The organism is Gardnerella sp. DNF01157 (assembly GCF_049244225.1).
In the GTDB taxonomy this organism is placed as follows: Bacteria; Actinomycetota; Actinomycetes; order Actinomycetales; family Bifidobacteriaceae; genus Bifidobacterium; species Bifidobacterium leopoldii.
The window spans coordinates 339,672-364,145 of the sequence record NZ_CP058388.1 but is presented as its reverse complement, the minus strand read 5'-3'; the positions used below and the strand labels follow the sequence as shown (position 1 = coordinate 364,145).

At 42.8% G+C, this 24,474-nt stretch carries 16 protein-coding genes and 2 tRNA genes; 2 read left to right on the top strand and 16 right to left on the bottom strand.

Translation table 11 applies throughout. The features are described 5' to 3' along the window. Positions 1–20: 20 nt before the first annotated feature. Together HXT38_RS01285 and HXT38_RS01280 are read right to left on the bottom strand one after the other, a co-directional pair. The gene (locus tag HXT38_RS01285; RefSeq protein WP_004107347.1) at positions 21–1,349 is read right to left on the bottom strand and encodes a DivIVA domain-containing protein; all 1,329 of its coding nucleotides are present in this window, start codon (positions 1,347–1,349) and stop codon (positions 21–23) included. 152 nt (positions 1,350–1,501) lie between these two features. Next, positions 1,502–1,711, bottom strand: coding sequence for a YggT family protein (locus tag HXT38_RS01280; RefSeq protein ID WP_254596667.1), 210 nt, complete (start codon positions 1,709–1,711; stop codon positions 1,502–1,504). Between the two features lie 242 nt (positions 1,712–1,953). Between HXT38_RS01280 and galE the strand changes: the two genes are divergently transcribed. After that, positions 1,954–2,964, top strand: a complete 1,011-nt coding sequence (gene galE / locus HXT38_RS01275) for a UDP-glucose 4-epimerase GalE (RefSeq protein WP_004107342.1) — start codon at positions 1,954–1,956, stop codon at positions 2,962–2,964. A 49-nt stretch (positions 2,965–3,013) separates the two neighbouring features. Here the strand turns inward: galE and HXT38_RS01270 are convergent. From HXT38_RS01270 to nrdD, 6 genes are all read right to left on the bottom strand, one after another. Further along, a tRNA-Phe gene (locus HXT38_RS01270) sits at positions 3,014–3,086 on the bottom strand. Positions 3,087–3,129: 43 nt separating this feature from the next. Beyond that, positions 3,130–3,203: transfer RNA gene (locus tag HXT38_RS01265), tRNA-Asp, on the bottom strand. A gap of 102 nt (positions 3,204–3,305) precedes the next feature. Further along, on the bottom strand, positions 3,306–5,357 hold the full coding sequence (locus tag HXT38_RS01260) for an ABC transporter ATP-binding protein (RefSeq protein ID WP_421791910.1): 2,052 nt from the start codon (positions 5,355–5,357) through the stop codon (positions 3,306–3,308). Between the two features lie 2 nt (positions 5,358–5,359). Beyond that, complete coding sequence (locus HXT38_RS01255; protein ID WP_101892127.1) at positions 5,360–7,210, bottom strand: ABC transporter ATP-binding protein; 1,851 nt, start codon at positions 7,208–7,210, stop codon at positions 5,360–5,362. An 859-nt stretch (positions 7,211–8,069) separates the two neighbouring features. Then, on the bottom strand, positions 8,070–8,777 hold the full coding sequence (gene nrdG / locus HXT38_RS01250) for an anaerobic ribonucleoside-triphosphate reductase activating protein (RefSeq protein WP_082851874.1): 708 nt from the start codon (positions 8,775–8,777) through the stop codon (positions 8,070–8,072). A gap of 220 nt (positions 8,778–8,997) precedes the next feature. Next, positions 8,998–11,415 carry an anaerobic ribonucleoside-triphosphate reductase gene (gene nrdD / locus HXT38_RS01245; RefSeq protein WP_004118729.1) on the bottom strand — a complete coding sequence of 806 codons (2,418 nt, stop codon included), beginning with the start codon at positions 11,413–11,415 and terminating at the stop codon, positions 8,998–9,000. Between the two features lie 269 nt (positions 11,416–11,684). Here nrdD and HXT38_RS01240 point away from each other — a divergent pair, with 269 nt between their 5' ends. Continuing rightward, complete coding sequence (locus tag HXT38_RS01240) at positions 11,685–12,107, top strand: DUF3052 domain-containing protein (RefSeq protein WP_004107331.1); 423 nt, start codon at positions 11,685–11,687, stop codon at positions 12,105–12,107. A gap of 429 nt (positions 12,108–12,536) precedes the next feature. Here the strand turns inward: HXT38_RS01240 and HXT38_RS01235 are convergent, their stop codons facing one another. From HXT38_RS01235 to HXT38_RS01200, 8 genes are all read right to left on the bottom strand, one after another. Beyond that, positions 12,537–14,465 (bottom strand): DEAD/DEAH box helicase, encoded by a 1,929-nt coding sequence (locus HXT38_RS01235; RefSeq protein ID WP_421792027.1) that lies wholly within the window; start codon positions 14,463–14,465, stop codon positions 12,537–12,539. Between the two features lie 293 nt (positions 14,466–14,758). Further along, complete coding sequence (ettA, locus tag HXT38_RS01230) at positions 14,759–16,435, bottom strand: energy-dependent translational throttle protein EttA (RefSeq protein ID WP_004118724.1); 1,677 nt, start codon at positions 16,433–16,435, stop codon at positions 14,759–14,761. 153 nt (positions 16,436–16,588) lie between these two features. After that, a complete protein-coding gene (locus HXT38_RS01225) occupies positions 16,589–17,092 on the bottom strand; it encodes a DUF3180 domain-containing protein (RefSeq protein ID WP_032835493.1) in 504 nt (167 codons plus the stop codon). Then, positions 17,092–18,327: a hypothetical protein gene (locus tag HXT38_RS01220; RefSeq protein ID WP_032842550.1), complete on the bottom strand. Its 1,236-nt coding sequence runs from the start codon at positions 18,325–18,327 to the stop codon at positions 17,092–17,094. The genes HXT38_RS01225 and HXT38_RS01220 overlap by 1 nt, the downstream gene beginning before the upstream one ends. A gap of 274 nt (positions 18,328–18,601) precedes the next feature. After that, a complete protein-coding gene (gene ftsH / locus HXT38_RS01215; RefSeq protein WP_101886118.1) occupies positions 18,602–20,911 on the bottom strand; it encodes an ATP-dependent zinc metalloprotease FtsH in 2,310 nt (769 codons plus the stop codon). Between the two features lie 61 nt (positions 20,912–20,972). After that, complete coding sequence (hpt, locus tag HXT38_RS01210) at positions 20,973–21,527, bottom strand: hypoxanthine phosphoribosyltransferase (RefSeq protein WP_101886119.1); 555 nt, start codon at positions 21,525–21,527, stop codon at positions 20,973–20,975. Then, a complete protein-coding gene (gene tilS / locus HXT38_RS01205) occupies positions 21,502–22,620 on the bottom strand; it encodes a tRNA lysidine(34) synthetase TilS (RefSeq protein ID WP_064340208.1) in 1,119 nt (372 codons plus the stop codon). The genes hpt and tilS overlap by 26 nt, the downstream gene beginning before the upstream one ends. A 46-nt stretch (positions 22,621–22,666) precedes the next feature. Beyond that, a complete protein-coding gene (locus tag HXT38_RS01200; protein ID WP_421791908.1) occupies positions 22,667–24,457 on the bottom strand; it encodes a D-alanyl-D-alanine carboxypeptidase in 1,791 nt (596 codons plus the stop codon). Positions 24,458–24,474 lie beyond the last annotated feature (17 nt).

Here is a 24,474-nt window from a genome sequence, read left to right as displayed (position 1 = left end):
CAGTTACACACTGCTAAAAACTACTCTTGCTTACCAGATTCCTCACCCTGCTTCTGACCTAATCCAGCATAGGTATTTTCATCAGAAACTTGAGCAACCAATTGACCAAGGAAATCAGTCAAGCGAGTACGATATTCAGTTTCAAACTGCTTGAGGCTCTGAATATTCCCTTCAATAACTTGAGTTTGCTTCTCAAGATTCTCACGTACCTGACGAGCATATGCATCAGCAGCTGTACGAGTTGTAGAATCATAGTCTGCAGCACGATGCTGTACTTCAGCCTCATACTGGTCAGCTTGATCATGCGTCTGCTTAGAGTAATCATCAGCAGCTTGACGAACCTTACCAGAGTAAGCATCAGCTTCATTGTGAGCACGAGCAGCATAAGAATCAGCATCGCTGCGAGTACGAGTAGAGTAATCGTCAGCATCAGCATGAGTCTGTTTGCTGTACTCTTCAGCTTCAGAACGAGTACGTGCAGAATATTCATCCGCCTTAGCAACAGTTTCATTATAACGAGCTTGGCTTTCTTCAACAATTTGCTGAGCCTTAGCCTTGCCCTTATCTACATATTGATCATGCAATTGCATAGCAAGAGTCAACATTGCAGTTGCACGTTCTGGTTCAGAACCTTGTGCTTCTGCACCAGCACCAGCAATCTTTTGCAAGCTACCTGTTTCAGTATTTGGCTCCATCTTAGCAACCTGCTTTCGAAGCTGCTCTTCACGCTGACGGGACTCTTCCAATTGCTTGGAAAGTTCCTCAATCTTAGTGTTTTCTTGCTGAGTGACAACAAGCTGCTGACGAACAGTTTCAAGCTCGCGACCCAAGTTTTCGCTGCTTGCACGGAAGTCGTCACGCTCGCGAGTAACAGTTTCAAGCTCTTTTTGAACCTGCTTAGCATTGTCTGCTTGAGCAGTTTGAGCAGTCAACTGATCTACCTGTGCACCCAAACCATCTAACTGTTCCTTCAACTGCTGGTTTTGAGCAGTCAAAGCACGATTACTTTCTTCAGCTTCACGCAACTTAGTTGCAGTAGCTTCAAGTTGGGAAGCAGCTTCATTTGATTCACCCTGCTTCTTAGAAGCATTACGCAATGCCTCATTTTCTTTAGTTAAGGATTCTACCTTAGAAGTTAACTCAGCAATCTTCGTATTCAAACCCGCAACATCACGGCCAAGAGATTGCGTGGAAGCCCCTAGGCCCTGCACTGCCTGCTGACCGAGTGCTTCTATTGTTTCTGTAACCTGATCGAGAAACTCGTCGACCTCGTCAACGTCATAACCTCCCTTAAAACGTACAATTTGGAAGGTATGCTCTCGAATGTCCTTAGGCGTCAACAGAGTCATATGCTTTACACCTCGCTTTTTGGGCACAGCCCTTTGATATATATCTATTCGATGCTATCACGTCCGCAGAAAATTAGTGCGGTTAATACAAAAATTTATGTAACAAAACGCCGCTTTTATAAAAATTACGCGTTGAAAAAACATAAACTCATCTATAACCAAATTTGAAGAACGTACAAAGCAAAATATAAAAGCATATAACTTACGTCAATACTAATTTTTCCACAACGAGTTGGCGGAATAAACTTGCGCAATACGCGTAATGGCGGTTCTGTTGTGAAATAAATAATCCGTATTAGAAAATTAAAAACACCTCTAGGACGCATACGAGGAACAAGCACAAATAACCAATCTGCAACCATTCGAATAATCATTATTATCAAATAAGCGCGTATAATCACACGCAATACAGATAACGCAACAAATATCATTCGAACATCACCTTACAAAATAATACAACTGACACATTCAAGTTAAGCATACGCTGCAGAATCAAAATGCAAGAATAACAGATGCTATGCAACAGATGCATATCATTAAACTTCAGTTTTACGAGATATAATCTCACTGATTGTATTGATATTATTCAAAAGGAAGGTCGACAATGACTGTTCTCGTTACAGGTGGATGCGGATACATTGGAGCACACGTAGTTCACGCCTTACATGAAACAAATCAAAATGTCGTCGTCGTTGACGATTTAAGCTACGGAAAGCCTACAAGAATTGAAGGCGCACGTCTTTATGGTATGGATATCTCTTCTCCTGATGCAGGAAAACGACTTGCGCAAATCATGAAGGACGAGAATGTTGATGCTGTAATTCACTTTGCTGCTAGAAAGCAAGTTGGAGAGTCCGTAGAAAAGCCACTTTGGTATTATCAACAGAATATTAACGGCATGCTTAATGTGCTTGAAGGCATGAAAGATAGCGGAGTTAAGAAGCTCGTATTTTCTTCTTCTGCAGCAACTTATGGCGTGCCTCCTGTTGAAGTTGTACCAGAAGATGTTGTGCCAATGTTGCCAATTAACCCTTATGGTCAAACCAAGCTTTTTGGCGAGTGGATGGCACGTGCTTGCGAGCACACATACGGAATTCGCTTCTGCGCACTGCGTTACTTCAACGTAGCTGGATGCGGGCCGGTGGAATTGGAAGATCCTGCGATTTTGAACTTAATTCCTATGCTTCTTGACAGACTACAGCGAGGAAAAGCACCTGCTATTTTTGGCGACGACTACCCTACTGCTGATGGTACTTGCATTCGCGACTATATTCACGTCTCTGATTTAGCAGACGCGCATATTGCGGCACTCACGTATTTGGATCGCGACGAGCGCAAGTACGACGCTTTTAACGTAGGAACTGGTAAGGGTACGTCTGTGCGCGAAATTGTTGACGAAGTGCGCAGAGTGACCGGTTTGCCATTTAAAGAAACTGTTCTTGATCGCAGAGCTGGAGATCCTCCACAGCTTATTGGCAGCACGAAGCGAATTAACGAAGAAATGGGATGGCATGCTCGCTACGACGTTAAGGATATCGTAGAATCTGCTTGGGCAGCTTGGCAGGCAAATCCTGAGCATCATATTGATGTTGATTCGTGGAAGCAGCTTGACTAGCGAATAAAACAAAACGCGCGGCACAAATCGTGTCGCGCGTTTTTTGTTGTGGCTCCGAGCGGGATCGATCCGCTGACCTAGCGATTTTCAGTCGCTCGCTCTACCAACTGAGCTACAGAGCCATGATGAATAAAAAACCCGGCGAACCGGGTATTCTACTAATCGCGACCCCGGCCGGACTTGAACCGGTGACCTCCGCCGTGACAGGGCGGCGCTCTAACCAACTGAGCTACGGGGCCGTGGCTTTGTTCTCTCGAACAGCCGAGTCACTATCTTACAGAATCCTTAGCAAAATGCAAGTGCCGCGCGTGTTCGGCGTGTTGCAGCACAAAATCAAGCTATTATTCAAACTCAACAGCTCCAGTGCAAAGCTGATAATACTCCCCACGTTTTGCCAATAATTCCTCATGTGAACCGCGTTCAATAATGCGACCGTGATCCAGCACCATAATCACATCAGAATTGCGCACTGTAGACAGCCTGTGAGCGATTACAAATACAGTGCGCCCTTCCATCAAAGAATCCATTCCATGTTGAACTAATTCTTCAGTATGCGTGTCAATCGATGAAGTTGCTTCATCGAGAATTAACACAGGCGGATTTTCTACTGCAGCACGAGCAATAGAAATAAGCTGTTTCTGGCCTTGAGAAAGCCCTTCACCGCCATTGTTAAGCTGCGTATTGTATCCGTCAGGAAGATGAGAAATAAACGCGTCAGCATGAGCCAATTTTGCAGCTTGAATACAATCTTCGTCGCTAGCATCAAGATTTCCATAACGAATATTGTCCATTATTGTGCCTGTAAATAAATTCACATCTTGCAAAACAGTGCCAATAGCGTGGCGCAAATCCGTTTTGCAAATATCGCGCACGTCAATGCCATCATACAAAATTTGCCCATCATCAATGTCGTAAAAACGCGTAAGAAGATTAGCAATAGTAGTTTTTCCAGCACCTGTAGCTCCAACAAGAGCAACTTTTTGACCAGGTTTTGCAAACCACGTAATATCGTGCAAAACTGGATGATTTTCTTTGTAACCAAACACAACATCCGTAAAACGCACGTCGCCTCGAAGCAAAGTATAGCGACCATCTTTAGAAGTGCGAGCATCTCGCTTTGCATGGCACACAATCTCTTGAGCCATTTCGCTTAAGTTTTGAGCGCGCTTTTTAGCTTTAGTGCCATTATCTTGCTTTGATCTTTTCCAAGCCCAATAAATATTGCTTCCTTCAGATTGTTCGTCTACTTCTTCAAGCACATCAAATGCTGATTTTTCTTCAAGATCTTCATCAGACTGAAGTACACGCACTTTAACTAATTGCACACTGCCAGAATCAAGTTCTGGCTTTTCATCAAGTAACTCAAAAATACGAGAAGCTCCTGCAAGAGCCATCATAAGTGCGTTAGCTTGCATTGTAATTTCGCCAATAGGGTTAATAAATGCGCGCGAAAGTGCCAGCAAAGATATAAGCGTACCCAATGTAAGAGTACTAGATCCAGATAATCCCAGCGTTGGCAGACCCACTGAAGCAGCCCACGCACCAAGTAAAGCAATTAATACATAAAGCAAATAGCTTGCATTACTAATAACAGGCATTACGTTATTTGCATAAGAATTCGCACTTGCAGAAATTTTTTGCACTTTTTCTATGCAATTATCTAATTTTTCAATAGAATCTGCTTCATGATTGAAAATTTTAATTACTTTGCTTCCAGTTGCAGATTCTTCAACAAACTCATTTAACTCGCCTAATGCATGCTGGAATTGTTCAAATAAACTGCCAGATTTCTTTAGCATAAAACGCACTAAATAAAGCAATATTGCAGTGAATATAGCTACAAAAACTGCAACCGGAAGCGATAAACACATAATAGATATAAACGCTGCCAAAATTGACATTAGTGCAGAAAAAGAGTCAGGAAAAGCCCACGAAATTGCTTCACGAAGAACCTCAGTATCGTTTGTGTAACGGCTCATAATATCGCCGTAACCTTGAGAATCTAAGTAACGCAATGAAAGCTTCTGCTGATGCTTAAACATAGAATCTCGCAAATCACGCATAACACTTTCAGATATATTCGCAACAAGCCTGCTCCAAAGCCAAGAACAAAACACGCCAACAACATAAACACTTGCCATCAGAATAATCATGCGAACAAGAGGCGTCCAATCCTGATTATGCTTACCGACAAGCGGAAGAATATACGAGTCGACAAGAGATTGCAAAAACATTGCGCTTGCAGCTTGCACAATTGCGCTAACTATTATTGATGCAATAATTACGCAAATTTTAACTCGATACACAAGCACATAAGAGGCAAGTCTGCTAAGAGTTTTCCAACTAATAGCTGAATCATTTTTAGAAGAGTGAGCCGTTTTATTATTAGCCATTGTTATTTAGCTCCTTCTTCTTTAGTTGCGCTAGTTATGCGACTTTTTTCTTGAGAAACCGCCATATTTCTGTAAATTTCACAAGATTTAAATAATTCATCATGCGAACCGTTAGCAACAACACGACCATCTTTAAGAACAACAATAATATCCGCATGTTCGATTGAAGATATGCGCTGAGCAACGATAATTTGCGTAGAATCAGGCATAAACTTTTTCAAGCCATCGCGAATTTTACTATCCGTTTTCATATCAACCGCACTCATCGAGTCGTCGAGGATTAAAATTTTCGGCTTCCTCAAAAGTGCGCGCGCAATGCACAAACGCTGCCGCTGACCACCGGAAACATTCTTACCACCCTGGTCAATATGCGTATTGTAGCCGTCTGGTAAATCTTTAATAAACTCATCAGCACAAGCAATTTCGCAAGCTTGACGCAAATCATTATCGCTTGCTTCCGCCCTACCCCAGCGAAGATTTTCTGCAATTGTGCCACTAAACAAAATATTTTTTTGTAGAACAACACCAACTTCTTCACGCAAACTAGAAGAATCATAATCGCGAATATCTTTTCCGCCTACAAAAAGAGTGCCAGAAGTTACGTCATAAAGTCTTGCAATTAATTGCACTAAACTTGATTTTCCAGATCCCGTTGCACCAACAACGCCAACAGTTGCTCCAGAAGGAATAGATATATTTATATCATGTAAAATTTCCTGTTCTGCTGGAGTGGATTCATCTGTATTATCTGATTGAGGATAGCGTAGCGAAACATTTTCAAAACGCACAGAAGCGTCAGAAAGCTTTGTAAGTGGATGCTTGGAAACAACTTCAGTATTTCGAGATTGCAAAACATGTGAAATACGATGCATCGAAGCTCGAGCTGTTAACGACATTACAAAAACTGCAACTAAATTCGCTAAAGCAAACAAAATTTGCAAAGCATACACTACTAATGCAGCAAGATTTCCCGTTGTTAAACCAAAAGCAGGATTATTTCCTGAAGCCACAATTTCGTGCGAAGCCAACCACGCAATAAGCAGCATGCCAGAATAAAAACATAAGTTAAACAAAGGAATACTGCAATTTAACACATACTCAGCTTTAATAAAATAATCATAGATTTTATGCGAAATACGCGTAAAACGACTTATTTCATAATCAGAACGCACATAAGACTTTACGACGCGAATATTATGCAAATTCTCGCCAACTCTATTATTCATCTCGTCAATCATTCGATAAATTCGAGAAAATGCTGGAGCAACTATACTCGCACCAAAAGCGCCAATTGCACCAACAATAGGCACGAATGAAAGAAAAACCCACGAGATAGCAGGGCTAATTGAAAAAGTAAACCACCAAGCAGTGATGATAATCATAACGCTGCGAACACCAGAGCGAATAATCATTTGGTAAGCAAATTGCACATTTGACACATCGCTAGTCATACGCGTAACAACAGTGCCGCTAGAAAACTTATCTAAATCAGAAAAACTTAAACCTTGCAAGCGTGAAAACATGTTGTGGCGCAAATTTTTACCAAAACCAGCACTAGAATGCGCGCAGCAAATACCAGAAATAATGCCTGTAATCATTGCAATTGCAGCAAAAATGAGCAATTGCAAACCATAATATTGCACAGCTTCTTGAGAACGTGACATAATGCCAAAATCAATAAGATTTGACATTACTGTAGGGATCTCAATTTGCATAGCAGCTTCAACGAGAATAGTAACAACTGTTAAAACGCCAAGAAAACGGTACTTTTTTAAAGATAACAGAATCGTACGCAATGCGCGAGGAGGATTATTGCTAATTTTTCGTGAATTGTTCTTCGGCTTTTCTGCCATTGCATCCCTTCCCCTACATAACGTCATGTGTAGGTTTAATAATATCACTTCTTCAAATACATATTTGAATTATTGCGCATGGCGCATTTCCGTATTGAGTTACTTCATTACCAAATGCATAAATAGATGAATCTTTGACATAGTAGTATACAGACAAATCACATACGAAAAAGTGCTTCTACACATTCAAATTATAAACAACGATTGATTTCATCTTATAAAAAATTATATAATAAAAAAATGTATATTCGCATGTATAAAGAGGTACTGTCATGAATATAAAAAAGCTATTAATAGAATACTTACTTGCTCAGTAGCATTATCCATGTCTTTTTTACTATCATTGCAAGTTCAAGCCAACACCCAAGAAGAAACTTATGAGTAACACAAAGATAGTTGGCGCTGTAGCACAGCAGAAAGGCATTCGTGTCGACTTGCAGTGAGAATTTCCACATTAATATCAACAATTATGTGAGGAACAATATGAACAGCAAACACATAGTTCTACTGCCAATAACGCTGCTTTGTTATATTTCGTCAGCTATTTATTTCTTTAAACAATTGAAGGACTTAAAAGACGATAACACTTGTATTAATACTGTTAGTCTCACCATTCAAGCATTCGTCCTATTAATATTACTAATCTATCTTTTATATTTATGCAAAGAAAAAACATACCCAACTGTATATCGTTTAGTTACAGTATTTATGAGCATAGTTAGCATAATTCTTTTGACAGTTTGCAATACAGATGTTACTAGGTTAATTATATTTAGCTTAACATGTGTATATGTATGCATTCTTATAATCGTCCACAAACATTGTTAAATATATCGTATGAGTGGCGCATTCAATAGGATTACGAAGCATCACCTTCGCCTTGCGCGCGGTCTTTTCCGTAAATTGACGGAATAAAACGCTCCTGATCGTGAAGCTTTTCCCAGATTACAGGAGGATTTTGCGGATTTTCCAACGACTTTGGCACGTCAATAATTCGCTGATTACTAGAGCCGCGGAATTGCAGCAGCGAATCGTGCAAATCTTTCATATAACGGCCGTCAACAAGAATATCAATGTAACGTAGCAACTCAAGCTTATCAGGCGTCTCCCCTTTGCGCATAAGCTCTTCCCAAGTGTATCCAGTCCAACTCCAAATGTCTTTCGTATGACCAAATTCGCTTCTAATACGCTTGCAAAGAGGCAATAAAATGCCAGTATTAAGCAGCGGCTCGCCGCCAAGAAGCGTTAAACCTTGCACATAAGGCTGCGCCAAATCTTCCATGATTTGATCTTCAAGCTTTTGAGTATAAGGATGACCTGCGCGAAAATCCCAAATCGACTCGTTATAGCACTCAACGCAATGGAACGGGCAGCCGGAAACGTAAAGCGAACAACGAATTCCCTCGCCGTCAGTCATCAAAAAACGCTTGTAATCGGCGATCATCCCCTGGCTCATGCGCTCACTAGACCACTGTCCTGCGCGAGGGTTATTGGAAAGAGAGGTAGGAATCCACGGTCCACGATTCACGTCTGCAGGCGCAAAATCGTGCAAACTCATGCGAGCCATATCCAACCCCCTTCCAAACCGAATAAGCAACTAAAAAATAAACGACCAAATTTGCGAAAATAAAATAAATCCAGCCGTTAGAAAGTGCAATCACAAAACGCAATACATTTCTAACGGCCAGATTATCACCAAACAACAAACACAAGAAAAGCTATTTATTTAGCTAAATTATCTAGTCATACTTATTTTACTAAGTTTCAACATAGTAAATTAGCTAAGTTTATTTTGTTTCCTCATACCATTCACGAGACTCACCGTTGTTAAGAGTCACATGGCCAGTTTCGCCAGACATGTGCTTTACGCGGTGAGCGATTTCTTCGTGACGTCCGTGAACCATTGGGCGCTGAACAGGATTGCCCAAGTAGCCGCAAGTACGCTTAGTCACATTGCACTTATCTGGGTCGCTGTTGCCGCACTCCGGGCAACGGAAGCCTTCTTTAGTCGGCTCAAAATCGCCCTGGAATCCACAAACGAAGCAGTGATCGATTGGCGTATTCGTACCCAAGTAACCGATGCCAATCTTGTAAGCGTAATCCCAAACAGCTTCCAAAGCCTTAGGATTCGCCTGCAAGCATGGGAACTCGCAGTAGTTAATAAAGCCGCCGGAAGCAAGATACGGGAAGTCAACCTCGTAGCGAAGCTTCTCCATAGGAGTTGGCTGCAACCAAACCGGGTAATGGAAGGAATTAGTGTAGAAGTCGTGATCGGTAACGCCTTCAATGCGGCCGAACTTCTGACGATCCATACGGTTAAAGCGGTCAGTCAAAGACTCAGCAGGAGTTGAGTAAACAGAATAATGGTAGCCTTCAGCCTTTGACCACTGCTGGCAAAGCTTATTCATGCGGCGAACCAAAGAAAGCGCAAACTCCTTGCCTTCCTCATTCCAGCTGTGATCTTGCATCCAATCCTTGCCGAAGAACACTGCAGTAGTTTCGTACAAGCCAATGTAACCAAGCGAAACTGTAGCGCGCTCGTTACGGAACAGCTGATCCACACTTTCGTTAGCTTCCAAACGACCAAAAGCACCGTAACGGAATAGCGTTGGAGCGTTTACAGGAGTTGCTTGCTTGCAACGCATAATACGGAATCGCAAAGCTTGGTGAGCTACTTCCATACGCTCGTCAAAAAGCTTCCAGAAGCGAGTCACATCGCCGTGAGATTCAAGAGCAATACGTGGCATGTTAACAGTTACAACGCCAAGATTCATACGACCGTCTTCAACGTCCTTGCCGGTCTTTGGATCAATCCAACCCTGAAGGAATGAGCGGCAACCCATAGGAGCCTTGAAGGAGCCAGTAATCTTAATAATATTCTCGTAGAACACAACATCCGGATACATGCGCTTAGTAGAGCACTCAAGCGCAAGCTGCTTCAAATCGTAGTTCGGGTCGCCAGCGTCTGCGTTTACACCGTGCTTAATAGTAAACACAAGCTTAGGGAAGATTGCAGTATGACGATCTTTGCCGAGACCACGAATACGGTTAAGCAAAATAGCGCGCTGAATTTCGCGAGCAAACCAAGAAGTACCCAAGCCAAAGCCAACAGTTACGAACGGAGTCTGACCGTTAGAAACACGGTTGGAATTAATTTGATATTCCATCGTTTGCATAGCGTCGTAAATAGCTTTACGCGTCATAATCTTTGCATAAACTTCACGAAGCTGATCAAGCTCACTCAAGTTTTCGTCAAAAGGAGTATCAGCAGGAAGTGGATCTCTGTCCAAGCAATGAAGATTCTTAGGCTCCTGAGCTTTTAGGCCGTCAATCATATCTTTTGCGACTTGAATTGGCGTGGAATCAGGAATCATAGCGTGCGCCATAGCAAGATTTTTGTCGTAATCGCACTTAGCATAAGGCTCAAGCATCTCGTCAGCGCGATTAACAGTCTGACCACCATATTGCGCTCCAGCAATATCCTTAATAATTTGCGTAACCTGAGTTGCAGCAGTACCAATAGACTTTGGGCTATCCATCATTGCGTTACCAAGAGCAAAGCCCTTAGCAAGCATATCGCCAAAATCAGGAAGCGAGCAGTTGCTCATGCAAGTAAATGGCGAATAATCAGCGTCGTGGAAGTGAATATCACCCTTCATATGAGCGTTAGAAACTGCGTGAGGAAGCATAGAGAACGCAGAAGCCTTGGAAACAGCGCCTGCAAGAAGATCGCGCTGAGTTGCATAAACATTGGAATCCTTATTTGCGTTTTCGCGAACAAGAGACTCATCACGATTTACAAGGCGGTTAACAGCCTCGTTGATATCGGTAGCTTTAGCGCGGTCGATATCTCGGTTCAGTCGGTAGCTCGTGTAGCAGCGAGCAACCTCGTAAAGATGATTCTCAATAAGACTGTGCTCAACCAAAGTCTGAATATCTTCGATTTTTGCTGGACCATTGTAACGATCCTGAATCTCAGCTTCAATATGATCTGAAATATCGCGAATCATCTGCTCTTCTTGCGGACCGACTTCCTTGCCTAAGTCCTTAAAAGCAGCCTTAATTGCCATAATGATATTCAGCGGATCAAAATCAACTACGCGACCATCGCGCTTTTCGACCTGCACACGAGAAACTGGAGCTTCAACTACATCATCCGTACAATTTTCTGCGCTTGTGACAGCAGTTTCTTCCAAAACCTGCATCGGTACAGACCTTTCTTAAACACTGTTCCTTCTAGCAAATTTTCTCGTTGCAAACATGGGAACTATTTCTAACGACTCGCTCTACTATAACCCAACTCATGCACAATATCTAGGGCAAGACGCAAAGATAACCACCTATATATAGTGATTTGTGTCATAATCGCGATTTTTGAGGCGTGTCCTGGTGTGTCGTAATTGATAAACAATAAATTACTTAATACACGCCGTCAAATGTGCGCACTTCGTGACGCTTTGATATATTGAATCACGTGGAACAGATAGCTTTTCAGCATGCACAGGAATTCGGATTCCAACCAGGAGACATTGTGCAACAATGGCTCTGGGATGACGATGTTGACGAAACAATTTGCGAAAGCATCGAGAAACTTACCGGCGAAGAGTTGGTAGATGAAGATTACGACGCTGCTGTTGATGGTGTGATTATTTGGTGGCGCGACGGCGACGATGAAGATGAGCTCGCGGACACCATTATGGATGCCACAAATATGCTTGACGATGACGCGCCTATGTGGGTTCTTACTCCAAAACCAGGTCGCGAAGGTTCCCCAAGTTCTAGCACAGTTCAATCTGCAGCAAAAACAGCTGGCATGAACGCAGCCACTCCGTTAACCGTAAGCGCTGACTGGAACGGCGTGCAACTGCGCGCATTTGGTAAAGGTCAATCTAAGTAGTATTTGCTAGTTGACGTAACTAGCTTAACCGACTATTGACTTGCGTAACTGCCTGGTTAACTGCCTATTTGCTTAATTGCTAGCTTAGCTTCTTGTTAAGTCACTTATCACTTGCTTATTGCTTGTTAACTTGCTACTTACTTTTGTAGTATTGCTACTGTTTTTGTCAAAAACACCAAATCAGCCGATACTTTCGACAAAAAACAGGACAATTTTGTAAAAAAAACACATAATCATTTGCGAAATCGACAAAACGCACAAGAATAGCGCAAATAAAAGCGCGAGGAGAGAAATATACAAGCCTCGCGCCACAACAGACAAGAAAACTAAAGCTGAAACAAATACCGGAAAAACACAGCATTTGTTTCTAAAGCTCACGATTGTTATGCAAAGCGAACAAACTTACGACCGTTACACAATACCGCCAAACTAACGACCGAAGTGATGAACACGACTACCACGCTCGCCACGTTTACCGCGCCCACTGCGTTCGTTGCGTTCACTAAGTTCACCGTGCTCATTACGACTGCTGCGACCGTTACGCTCGTCACGCTCACTCTCACGCCCGCGCCCACTGCGTTGCCCACGTCCACGACCGCGACCACGACCCTTACGCTTCTGCTGCTCCGGCTCCGGCATACTCCAGCCTTCTTGAAGCTCAGCAGCTTCACCCACAATCTCATCTAAAACTAGCGAAGCAGGATTCACATCCTCAGCTTTCGCATGAATTCCAGCCTTGCGAAGCATCATATGGGCAGCGCGCTTTTGATTAGGAAGCACAAGCGTTACAACATCGCCTTCTTCACCAGCTCGAGCAGTGCGACCCGAACGATGCAAGAAAGACTTAGGATCCTCAGGAGGCTCAGTTTGCACAACTAATGCAACGTCGCTAATGTCAATACCTCGCGCAGCAACGTCCGTAGCAACCAACACACGTACCAAGCCTTCAGCAAACACAGCCAAATGACGATCTCGCTGATTCTGCGACAAATTACCTTGCAAATCGACTGCAGGAATACCTTGCTGCACAAATTTTTTCGCCATATTCTTCGCTTGATATTTCGTGCGCGTAAAGAATATAGAACGTTTCTTTCCGGAAGCAAGCTTTCGCAAAACTTCGTACTTATCCCCTGCTGACACAGCAAAAATATGATGCGTCATAGTATCAACTTGACAATCAGCATCATCCACAGCATGGACGACAGCATTTGGAAGGAAACGCTCAACTAATGTAGAAACTTGCCTATCAAGCGTTGCAGAAAACAGCATGCGTTGACCATCTGGCGCAACTTGCTCAAGAAGTCTAGTAACAGCAGGAAGGAATCCCATATCCGCCATTTCGTCTGCTTCGTCGAGCACGCTAACCATTACTTTTTCAAGCGTAAGCGCTCCCTGACGCAGCAAATCTTCCAAACGGCCAGGGCAAGCAAGCACAATCTGCGCGCCCTGCTTAAGTTGCGATACTTGGCGCTGGTATCTCACGCCTCCATACACTGTCACAGTGCGCATGCCATAAGCTGCAGCAAGCGGCGCTATTACGTCATCAATTTGATGCACAAGTTCACGAGTTGGAGCAAGAATTATTGCTCTAGGAGCAGGAATATCGCTAGACTCGCGTGACTTACGGTTTTTATCAGAATGAATTAAATCAACAAAATTCTCAGCTAAACGTGCAACAAGTGGAATAGAAAATGCTAATGTTTTACCGCTTCCTGTGCGACCTCGCCCTAGGATATTCGCGCCTTGTAAAGAATCGGGAAGCGTTGCTTGTTGAATTGGGAATGCAGTGGTTTTCCCATCCGCACGCAACACCTCTACTAAAGGCTCTGGAACGCCAAGTTGCGCAAAAGTTACATCGTCACGGTAATTTTCACGAGATTCAATGGCAGAGTCTGGAATAATTGTTGCGTTATGAGAATCTTGCTTTTGCTTTTTCGAAGTAGGGTGCAAAGATATTGCAGAATTTTGTTTTGTATTATGAGATTTTGCACTATTATGCTTAGCAACATTATTTTTATCAATATTATGCTTAGCAAAATCTTGTTCAGCATCCGCAATAGCTACTTCTTCATAACGCAAGGCTTTTTCGCGCGTCTTTTGACGAGCTTTTTCTGCTTTGCGATTGCGCTCCCTGCGTGAATTGAACTCGTGATTAGAGCCATAATTTTTATGGCTCCCCTGATACTCAAAAGGATTGCGTTTTTCAGCTGATTTCCTAGTATTTTTGGCGCTTTTAGGCTTTTTTGTTTTATAACTATTTTTATTATTCGTATTGTTTATACTATTCGTATTTTTATCATTCTTGGTATTCTTCGCGCCTCGCTTTTGAGCGAACGCAGCATGATGAGTATGCGGCACAATAGCCTTTCGTAAAATATGTGTGTTCAAAACTTAAATTTCAAAACGTGAACTAATCGAGCCTAGCACACGCCTGGCACAATAACGGCAAATGTTGTCAAAAAGCGCCAAGACGCTCGCACCATAAGTGCTCGCTTCTGAGCTTGCATGGAAAGTCCAGTGGACTTTCCATGCAAGCTCACGCTCCGAGTTGCTTTCGCGCACTACGCTCCAAGCGCGAAAGCAGGTCGTCGCGCAAACGCCGTAAAAATCACCGGCAAATGTTTCTGCCAATAAATGAAAACAAAACTCAACTAGCGAGTGAGCTTACGGTGCAAGCGATGCGGACGAGCAGCTTCCTCACCCAAGCGCGCAATCTTATTTTCTTCGTAAGCTTGGAAGTTACCTTCGAACCAGTACCATTTTGCAGGATTCTCGTCGTCGCCTTCCCAAGCAAGAATATGCGTTGCAACTCTGTCGAGGAACCAACGATCGTGTGAAACCACAACAGCGCAGCCTGGGAAATCAAGTAAAGCGTTTTCCAAGCTTTCCAAAGTCTCAACATCCAAATCGTTAGTAGGCTCATCGAGGAGCAGCAAGTTTCCACCCTGCTTAAGAGTCAAAGCCAAGTTCAAACGGTTACGTTCACCGCCAGAAAGCACTCCCGTAAGTTTCTGCTGATCCGAACCTTTAAATCCAAAGCTTGCAACATATGCGCGAGTAGGAATTTCAACGCCTGCAACCTCAATAAAATCGAGTCCGCCTGAAACAGCTTCCCACAAGTTCTTATTAGGATCCAATCCTGCACGATTCTGATCCACGTAAGAAATCTTCACAGTGTCTCCAACAATCAGCTCGCCACCAGAAAGAGGCTCCAAGCCCACAATCGTCTTGAACAGCGTAGATTTACCAACGCCGTTTGGACCAATCACGCCAACAATACCGTTACGAGGCAAAGTAAACGACAAGTCGTCGATTAGCACACGGTCGCCAAAAGCCTTGTGAATATGCTTTGCTTCCAAAACTTGCGAGCCCAAACGTGGACCTGCTGGAATTTGAATTTCAGAGAAATCAAGCTTCTTGGAATTACGTGCCTCTTGCTCCATTTGGTCGTAACGTTCCAAACGAGCCTTGTTCTTAGCCTGACGCGCCTTCGGCGAGCTGCGCACCCAATCAAGCTCATTTTTCAAACGCTTAGCAAGCTTAGCATCCTTGGCACCCTGGATTTCCATACGCTTTGCTTTAGTTTCCAAATACGTTGAGTAATTGCCCTTATATGGATAAAGCTGACCACGGTCAACTTCGCAAATCCACTCTGCAACATTATCCATAAAGTAGCGATCGTGCGTAACCGCAATGACAGCACCCTCGTACTTGTGCAAGAACTGTTCAAGCCACAAAATAGATTCCGCATCCAAATGGTTAGTAGGCTCGTCCAAAAGTAGCAAATCTGGAGCTTCAAGAAGAAGCTTACACAATGCCACTCGACGCCTTTCACCACCAGAGCACACAGAAACAGGAGAATCCGGGTCTGGGCATTGCAAAGCGTCCATAGCTTGCTCAAGCTGCGAATCCAAATCCCAACCGTTTGCAGCGTCAATTTCAGTCTGAAGCTTACCCATTTCTTCCATTAACGCATCAAAATCAGCGTCTGGATTAGCCATTTCTTCGCCGATTTGGTTAAAACGCGCCACTTTTTGCGCAATCTCACCAAAAGCCATCTTAATGTTTTCGCCAACCGTCTTAGTGTCATCAAGAGGTGGTTCCTGCTGCAAAATACCTACCGTATAGCCAGGAGTCAAAGAAGCTTCACCGTTGGTCACATTTTCCAAACCGGCCATAATTTTCAGCAGCGTCGACTTACCCATGCCGTTCGGACCCACAACACCAATTTTTGCGCCCGGAAGGAAGCTTAAAGTAACATCGTCGAGAATTACACGATCTCCATACGATTTACGCGCCTTAATCATCTGATAGATAAATTCAGCCAAAGTAATATACCATCCTTACAAACGTTGAAATTCCAGCGTTTGTTGCAACTTGCGTCAAAAGCGTTTAATACTTTTACCTACTTAATTCAAGCAAGATGCAACTTACATAAAACTACGCAAACTAATAGCTAGTAAATACGAGCCTAGCAAATACTAGCATGTTGCTGGCGTACGATTTGACTTATTGACAGACTCAGAATCATCTTCAGGCGGAATCTGGCAGAGCCACTCGCCTAAAATGCCAACAACCATATCAATAAAGCACACCAAGCCAGCAATAGAGCATTCACGCACAACAGAGTTATACAGAATTATCTCACTGTGTGGCAAACTCATTAACAATTGCCCAACATACCAGCCAGACAAAATAGCACCTGCCATTCCCAATGCCTTCGACAGCATAAGAGCCGCAACAGCAAATTGAGAACTTACATGCTTCTTATTCTTATCTTTGTTGTTGGCAACACTTTGATGAGTTTGCAATGCCATAACAAAAGTTATTAAGCCAGCAATCACCATAATTGCAACAACAACCCACGGAGCTCCTGCTAACGACATAGCACTAGACTCTGTTGACGACACTAGAAATGCGCCCAGCACAAAGCCAAACAGTAACCCTAGTACCAGATACCACCAAGGTGTGCGATACGCTTTCATTAACAACCATCCCCTATAAGCCATTGCTCTGAGTATACCCCAACAGTTTGAGCATCAAAAGCAAACGCTAATGAGTACGAAACTGAGTTATCGTCCAAAGCAGCATCCGACTCTATCTGCATCCACGGCATAAGTTCAGGCGCCTTAGGGTCAACCGTCACCATTTCCGCTAGTTGTTGTGGCAATTTTTCTGCATCAACAGTTCTTGTGTCAGCAGCAGAAGCACCATATGAACGCGTACCCAACACTCGCACAGTCACTTTATCTTTATACAAAGTAGCAACAGCGCGAAGCAAGCGAAGCAGCTCATACTCGTCACCACCCGAAGACAGAATAAATACAGCCGCGTAATAATCAGCATCAAGCATATTGGCAACATATAATGCCGATACACCGTCAACGCGAGATTCTCTATCCTGCTCGAGCATTGCAACTATTCTCAGCATAGCAGAACGCGTGTCTTGTTTCGCGACACCCTTCATAGAAATCACTGCAGTTGTTTGTAACGGAGTTGGACATATGCGGAACAAAGGAGACTTAGTTTCTCTTTTAACAAGCTCATTGCCATAATTGACACTTTTAGATTCATCGCCACAAGAGCACTGTGAATCTCCATTATTTTCATAATCATCTGCGAAAGAATTTGCAATATCAACAGCAGCTTTAGCAGCTGCAACAGCGTCTTCATCTTCTTTGCGTTGCTTTTCTTTTCTATCTTCCTCAATAAGAGAACGGTAGTAATCTGCTATTTCGCCTTCCTCAAGATCGTCAACCGATACGCTTCCACTGCGAACAGCAACATGCGCAAGAGACTCAGGAACTACACGCCGTTCCGAATAATTTAACTCTTCTCTAGAAACGCTATTCAAAGTAACACAAACATCGTCAACAGTGCTTTTCATGCCGTAATATTCGCTTCTTAAAGCAGCATGAACAGTAATATCAGCCTCACTAATTTGCCAAGTGTGCATAGCAGAATTTAAAACAGATTTAGCAATAAGTTCTAAAGCTATAGCAGGATGCTCCTCAATCTCGCTATCTTTTTCGCAACGTTTAAGCATAAAAGCAAGACGCTCAGCAATTTGAGGAATATCTATTGCGTTAGTCTCATCTCCGTCTAATGCATTACTCAAATTAACTTTTAAAACAGCATCTATGTAAATAGAAGAATATAATCCAATGACTATTGAGTCACCGCTTGGGCGAATACCCTTCAAACTTATGGTCGTATTCATAATTTCATCTTCTACTCTCTAATAAAAACAATTTAAAATTTCAATTATTCGTTTATTTATCTTTTATTACTCTTACCTATAATACGCAAAACTAATATTTTGATATATTGTACTCGATATAAATCAACATGCGTAATTTTTTGCATATAGCACTAATTTTTATTATTAAATTCTTAGAAAAATAAAAATAAACGCTGACAGCAATAAATTATATTGTTATCAGCGTTTATTAATAACTTTATTTTATCTGCTTTTTAGCACTGCATTTACACTATTAAGCACCAAATTGAGTACCGTCATTTTGATTAGTAGGCGGATTAACAGGTGGTTTAACAGTTCCAATAACAGTTCGAGGAGCAGGTGCAGGAGTTTGAATAGACGTATCAACAGGCATCTGATCAGACTGCTGGTTTTGTGAAGTTGCATTATTGGAAGATTCAGAAAGTTCAGAAGCTTCAGTCTGCTCATTCTTACCTTCAACGTTGCGCTTCAAACTTTCTGGAATTTCAACAGGGGGAAGATCAGAATCTGGTCTTCTATCGTCCGAAAGCCAAAGAGTACGCTCAGGAGCCTTACGAATCTTACTGAAGATTTCCTTAAGTTCCTTCTCGTTAAGAGTTTCCTTAGCGAGCAACTGACGAACCAGCTCATCCAATACGTCACGATTATTGTTAATAATCTCCCACGCTTCAGTATGAGCAGTTTCGATAAGCTTATGAACTTCTTCATCGATTACTTCAGCAGTACGATTCGAGAACTTGCGAGGTTGCAAAGAATCGAGTGAACCAGAAGAATCTTCGTCAGTATCCATCCACTTAACAGCTCCAAGCTTTGCTGAGAAACCATATTCAACAACCATCTTACGAGCAATGGCAGTAGCTTTCTCAATGTCGTTAGAAGCACCAGTTGTTGGATCGTGGAACACAACTTCCTCGGCTGTGCGTCCACCCATAGCATATGCCATTTGATCCAGCAATTCGTTGCGAGACTGCGAGTAACGGTCGCTTGTTGGCATCACAGCAGTGTATCCAAGTGCGTGACCTCGCGGCAAAATCGTTACTTTAGTAACAGGATCCGTGTGGTGCAGCGCAGCAGCAACAAGAGCATGACCGCCCTCATGGTAAGCAGTGTTACGCAATTCATCCAAAGCCATGCCCTTAGACTTACGTCGAGGTCCTGCTTGAACACGATCAATTGCCTCATCAATAGCGCGATTATCGATATATTGAGCACCAGATCGAGCGCAAAGCAACGCAGCTTCGTTAAGCACGTTAGCTAAGTCTGCACCAGTAAAACCAGGAGTGCGCACAGCAACCATATGAAGATCAACATCCGGCACAAAAGGCTTACCCTTAGCGTGAACCTTCAAAATTGCCTCGCGACCTTCCAAATCAGGAGCCTCAACAGCCACCTGACGGTCAAAACGACCAGGACGAAGAAGTGCGGAATCAAGCACATCTGGACGGTTTGTTGCAGCAATAATAATCAAATTAGTATCGTTGTCGAAACCATCCATCTCAACAAGCAACTGATTAAGTGTCTGCTCGCGCTCATCATGACCGCCAGTCATGCCACTTCCGCGGCGACGACCAACAGCATCAATCTCATCGATAAAGATGATTGCAGGAGCATTCTTCTTAGCTTCGTCAAAAAGTTCACGAACGCGAGACGCGCCCAAGCCTACGAACATTTCCACGAAGTCAGAGCCAGCCATTGCATAGAACGGCACACCAGCTTCGCCTGCAATAGCACGAGCCAACAAAGTCTTACCAGTTCCTGGAGGACCATAAAGCAGCACACCGCGCGGAATACGAGCACCCAAAGCCTTGTAGCGCGAAGGGTCCTTCAAGAAGTCTTTAATTTCTTCAACTTCTTCAACAGCAGCTTGTTCGCCAGCAACGTCAGCAAACTTAGTTTTAGGAGTCTGACCTTCGAGTAGCTTGCCACGGCCACGTCCGCCGCCCATGCCAAGCATACTTCCGCCGGCACCGCCTATTCTGCTAAACATGAACCAAATCATGCCAAGGAAGAACAATATTGGAACAAGCGAAGTAATCAAATACGAAATAATGCTAGATGACTGTAAGCTAGCAGTCCAGCCGTTAGAAGGCTTCGCCTTTTCGACTTCTTGTACAATTGACCTACCTTGTGCATACGCGTAGTAGAATTGCACATCCTTGCCAAAGTCACGATTTTGCTTACTTCGTTTATCGAACTTCTTAAACGGACTATCAAGCGTAAGCTTAACTAACTGTTTATTGTCAATAATTTCCACATAACTTGCTTTATGAGATCGCACTAACTCAATACCATCCTGAGTATCGATAGTTTGCGATCCGTTATGAACAAACATTTGGAATCCGACAACTGAAAGCAACACAAGAAGCACAATCCACGTCCATGGCGACTGCCAGAAGGAACGACGATTGTTATGGTTGTTCTCGTTATTTTTATTATTCTTGCCCTGCTGACCGTTGTTTCGCTGATTCCTAGGGTTGCGTGGATTTAAAAACGGATTATTTCCGTTATTTCCACGCCCAGGACCGCCCATTGGGCCTTGCGGTGTCATAGGAGAAGCGCCCATGTAATAAGGCTCCTTTCAAACTCCTCAATTTATATAAAAATTCTGAATAGAATCTATAAAATCAAGCACCATACACTGATGGCTTTAATACCGCAATACTATTGAGGTTGCGGTAGCGTTCGTCGTAGTCCATTCCGAAACCAACGACAAATGCATCAGGAATTTCAAAGCCCGAGTAGTCGATTTGTACGTCTACTTCGCGACGTGCAGGCTTACTGAGCAATGCAAAAACTTTTACACTTGCAGCACCACGACCTTTTAGCTCATCTACAAGCCAAGCTAGCGTGCGACCGGAATCAACAATGTCTTCTACAATAAGCACATCTCGACCGCGCACATCAGTACTTAAATCTTCGCGGACAGTAATTTGTCCGCTAGTTTGAGTGCCACTGCCGTAACTAGACAAGCTCATAAAGTCCATTGATGCGTTAATGCTTAATTCTTGCGAAAATACAGCAAGAGTATTTACAGCACCTTTTAGAACTGCAACAAGCAAAACATTACGGTTTTTGTAATCTTCACTTACTTGTTTAGCAACTTCACGAATACGCTTCATAAGGTCTTCGTGGCTAATTAATTCATAGTCGATGTCATCTCGTATATCTGCAATTTGCATGTTCACTATCTTTGCATAAGCGAATGACGATATTGCGCGAGAGCCGAGTCGCTTCATAATAATTTGGCAGCGAAAAAGGCTTCTGGCCATGCCATTTTGTACATAGTTCGTCCACTGCAGATATGTGACTTGACGAGAAACGCAGACCAAGCTCACTTAACGCACGCACTATAATTCGTCTGCGAATTGATGGATGATATTGCGCTAATTTATCAGCTTTTAACCTAACAGTTTTCGCATTTTTATCAAATTCCATCACTTGTGAACTAGCTTCGTCAACTTGAGAATTAATATAGTCAAGATCGTCTCTAGCTATTTCAGCTCCGCGAGAAAGCAAAGTAACCATATTCGCATTAAAAAATCGCGAAATATAAGGCATTAACGTGTGTCTAACTCGAGATCTCAATGGATAATTTTCTGAAAGTTCCTCATTTTGCGAAATATCGTCACCATTTGTAGGATCATCCCACCATGAAATACCTAAATCCTCGCAAATACCAGTAGTATCTTCTCTAGTAAGCTTAATAAGAGGCCTTGCAAAAAGCACGTTTTGACGCAATGTCACTGCTTTCATGCCAGCAACTGCTTCTAAACCTGCAGAATCTTTTAGCCCCATCATTACAGTTTCTGCTTGATCATTTGCAGTGTGAGCTAAAAGCACGGCTGCAGCTTGCTGCTTTTTAGCAACCTCAATAATTGCTTGATACCTAGCATTTCTTGCAGCAGACTCTTCGCCTTCTCCAGAATCTTCGACGTTCACAGATTGAATATACACGTACTTTTCGTCTATTCCAGATTGCAAACAATGCTTAGCAGCAGTATTGGCAATTTCAGTTGAGTGCGGCTGCAAATGGTGATCTACTATTACAACACCGCAACGAATACCTCTACTTGCGCACACAATCACGCTCAATGCTGTAAGTGCAAGAGAATCTCTACCTCCAGAGCACGCAATAAGAACCAGAGGAGCATCAACATCTGTTGCGTGGTTGCCATGTTCGGAAAAACGCGCGTCTTGAGCACACAACGAAAGTTCATCAAAACAATGCTTGATTGCGCCAATTCCTGCGCGTATGCGAGAAGAATACACCATAGCTTCTAGTGTAGCGCGCTGATAACGCTAAATTGCAACTCATAAATCATAGTTTTGGCAATTCTGCCATAAACTTATTAATCGCTACGAATGCTCCCCAAATATCAGCTGGCTGGTTCGCAACAACAGCGAAAGTTAGCACTCCACCACTTTTCCTAGATACATTACCAACCATAGAAGTAACTTCACTTAAAGAACCAGTCTTTACGCGAAGCATGCCGGCAGAAGATTCATCCGCTAAACGCTTTCTTGCTGTTCCAACTAAACCAGGAAGAGACAATCCTTCAGCAGCTGCAGCACCTCCAGAATCGGCTTTAATATTAAGCACTTGTACTTGAGCTAACGTTGTTGCGCGCAACCTTGATTTTGGAGACAAGCCTGAGCAATCAGACATATGCAAACCACGTATATCGATATTGAGCTTGCGTAATCCTTCTTTTACTGCCTGAACTGCACCCTCCGGAGAGTTGGATTTGTGAGTTGCAAGCGCAGTCAAACGACCAAACTCTTCCGCCAATGTATTGTCTGAAATACGAAGCGTATATGCCATTATTTCGTTTAAAGGTGCAGAAGAAACTTGTGCAATTAAACGCGAATTAGATGATATTAACGATTTAGTTTCGCTTACTGGTATTACAAAATTTTCAGATTGTGCAGATTTATTTTCATTTTCAGAATCTTTGTTATTTTCAGAAGAATCATCTGCAGACGAGTCTGAACCGGAATTTTTTTCGTCAGAAGTGGTTTTATTAGAATAATTACTTATAACTATTCCCTGTTTGCTTAATAATTTAGCAAAAACACGACCGACACTTAAAGCAGGATGAGGATCAGAAAGCGGAAAATCTGTCATAGCATCAGCGTCAACACCTTGCACTGAAAGGTCACGCTGACGAGCATCATCTATAGCCAAAGATGACGTTTGAGCATAAAAGCGTCGTTCAACATCTGTTTCATAAATCAAATCAGGAGCACGTTTTGCGCCAAACAATGAGTCATCAACAGCTAAAGAAACTGTGCGAATATTTTCAAGTTTCAAAGCGTTGGCTGTTCTTCTCGCTAATGTCGTTAAGCCTGCTCTGCCATTAACATGGTTCCAATCGTTTTCTCCAACGCCAAGAAGCATGTCACCATTGCCGCGAAGCACAAGCTTTCTAGCATTCGCACTAGAAGCTCGTTCTGGTTCACCGCCTGTTTTAGGCAACAAAAATACTTGAGTATCAAGAGTTGAACCCATGTCAAGAGTGCGAGAAGCCACGCTAGCAGTTAAAGTTTTAAGCGTTGATGCTGGCTCTCTTAAAGCATTTGGCTCATGTGAAGCAACTACTCGCCCATTAGCATCCATAATTACTGCTGAAGTGCTGCTACTCATAGAAGCATCGGAAACCAACTCGTCAATAAGTTTTTGAGCTTGCGAATGATTTATTTCTTTACCATAAGTCACGCCTTTAGCTAGTGAATTAACTCGCAAAAGTGATTTAGGAGAAGAAACAGTTACAGCATAATGTTGGCTTCGCAACGTCAAAGGACCAGGAAGAATATCGTATACGTCAAGCAAAAAATAAGTAAAAATAATTGCTGCACTAACTATAACTGCTATAAATGCAATAAGTAATCGCCAACGAGAAGGATATTGGCTTCTTAAAACCATAGCAGCGTATTTACTTTTCTTCTGTGCACTACTTGGTTTAGATTCACTACTTGCTTTAGGCTCGATACTTGGTTTAGGTTTAATACTTGGTTTAGGTTTAATACTTTTGTTGGGTTCGCCGCTTTGCGTTGGCGTGCTCGCATTAGGAGTATTTAAGGCATCGTTTGAGCCTTTACTACTTTCCATGCGAGCACACCTTTAAA

Coding starts and splice junctions, on each gene's coding strand:
- hpt (WP_101886119.1), bottom strand. CDS start 21,527: ATGCAAATTGCAGATATACGAGATGACATCGACTATGAATTAATTAGC.
- ftsH (WP_101886118.1), bottom strand. CDS start 20,911: ATGGGCGCTTCTCCTATGACACCGCAAGGCCCAATGGGCGGTCCTGGG.
- HXT38_RS01255 (WP_101892127.1), bottom strand. CDS start 7,210: ATGGCAGAAAAGCCGAAGAACAATTCACGAAAAATTAGCAATAATCCT.
- HXT38_RS01285 (WP_004107347.1), bottom strand. CDS start 1,349: ATGACTCTGTTGACGCCTAAGGACATTCGAGAGCATACCTTCCAAATT.
- HXT38_RS01260 (WP_421791910.1), bottom strand. CDS start 5,357: ATGGCTAATAATAAAACGGCTCACTCTTCTAAAAATGATTCAGCTATT.
- nrdG (WP_082851874.1), bottom strand. CDS start 8,777: ATGGCTCGCATGAGTTTGCACGATTTTGCGCCTGCAGACGTGAATCGT.
- HXT38_RS01280 (WP_254596667.1), bottom strand. CDS start 1,711: ATGGTTGCAGATTGGTTATTTGTGCTTGTTCCTCGTATGCGTCCTAGA.
- galE (WP_004107342.1), top strand. CDS start 1,954: ATGACTGTTCTCGTTACAGGTGGATGCGGATACATTGGAGCACACGTA.
- tilS (WP_064340208.1), bottom strand. CDS start 22,620: ATGGTGTATTCTTCTCGCATACGCGCAGGAATTGGCGCAATCAAGCAT.
- nrdD (WP_004118729.1), bottom strand. CDS start 11,415: ATGCAGGTTTTGGAAGAAACTGCTGTCACAAGCGCAGAAAATTGTACG.
- HXT38_RS01220 (WP_032842550.1), bottom strand. CDS start 18,327: ATGAATACGACCATAAGTTTGAAGGGTATTCGCCCAAGCGGTGACTCA.
- HXT38_RS01225 (WP_032835493.1), bottom strand. CDS start 17,092: ATGAAAGCGTATCGCACACCTTGGTGGTATCTGGTACTAGGGTTACTG.
- HXT38_RS01200 (WP_421791908.1), bottom strand. CDS start 24,457: ATGGAAAGTAGTAAAGGCTCAAACGATGCCTTAAATACTCCTAATGCG.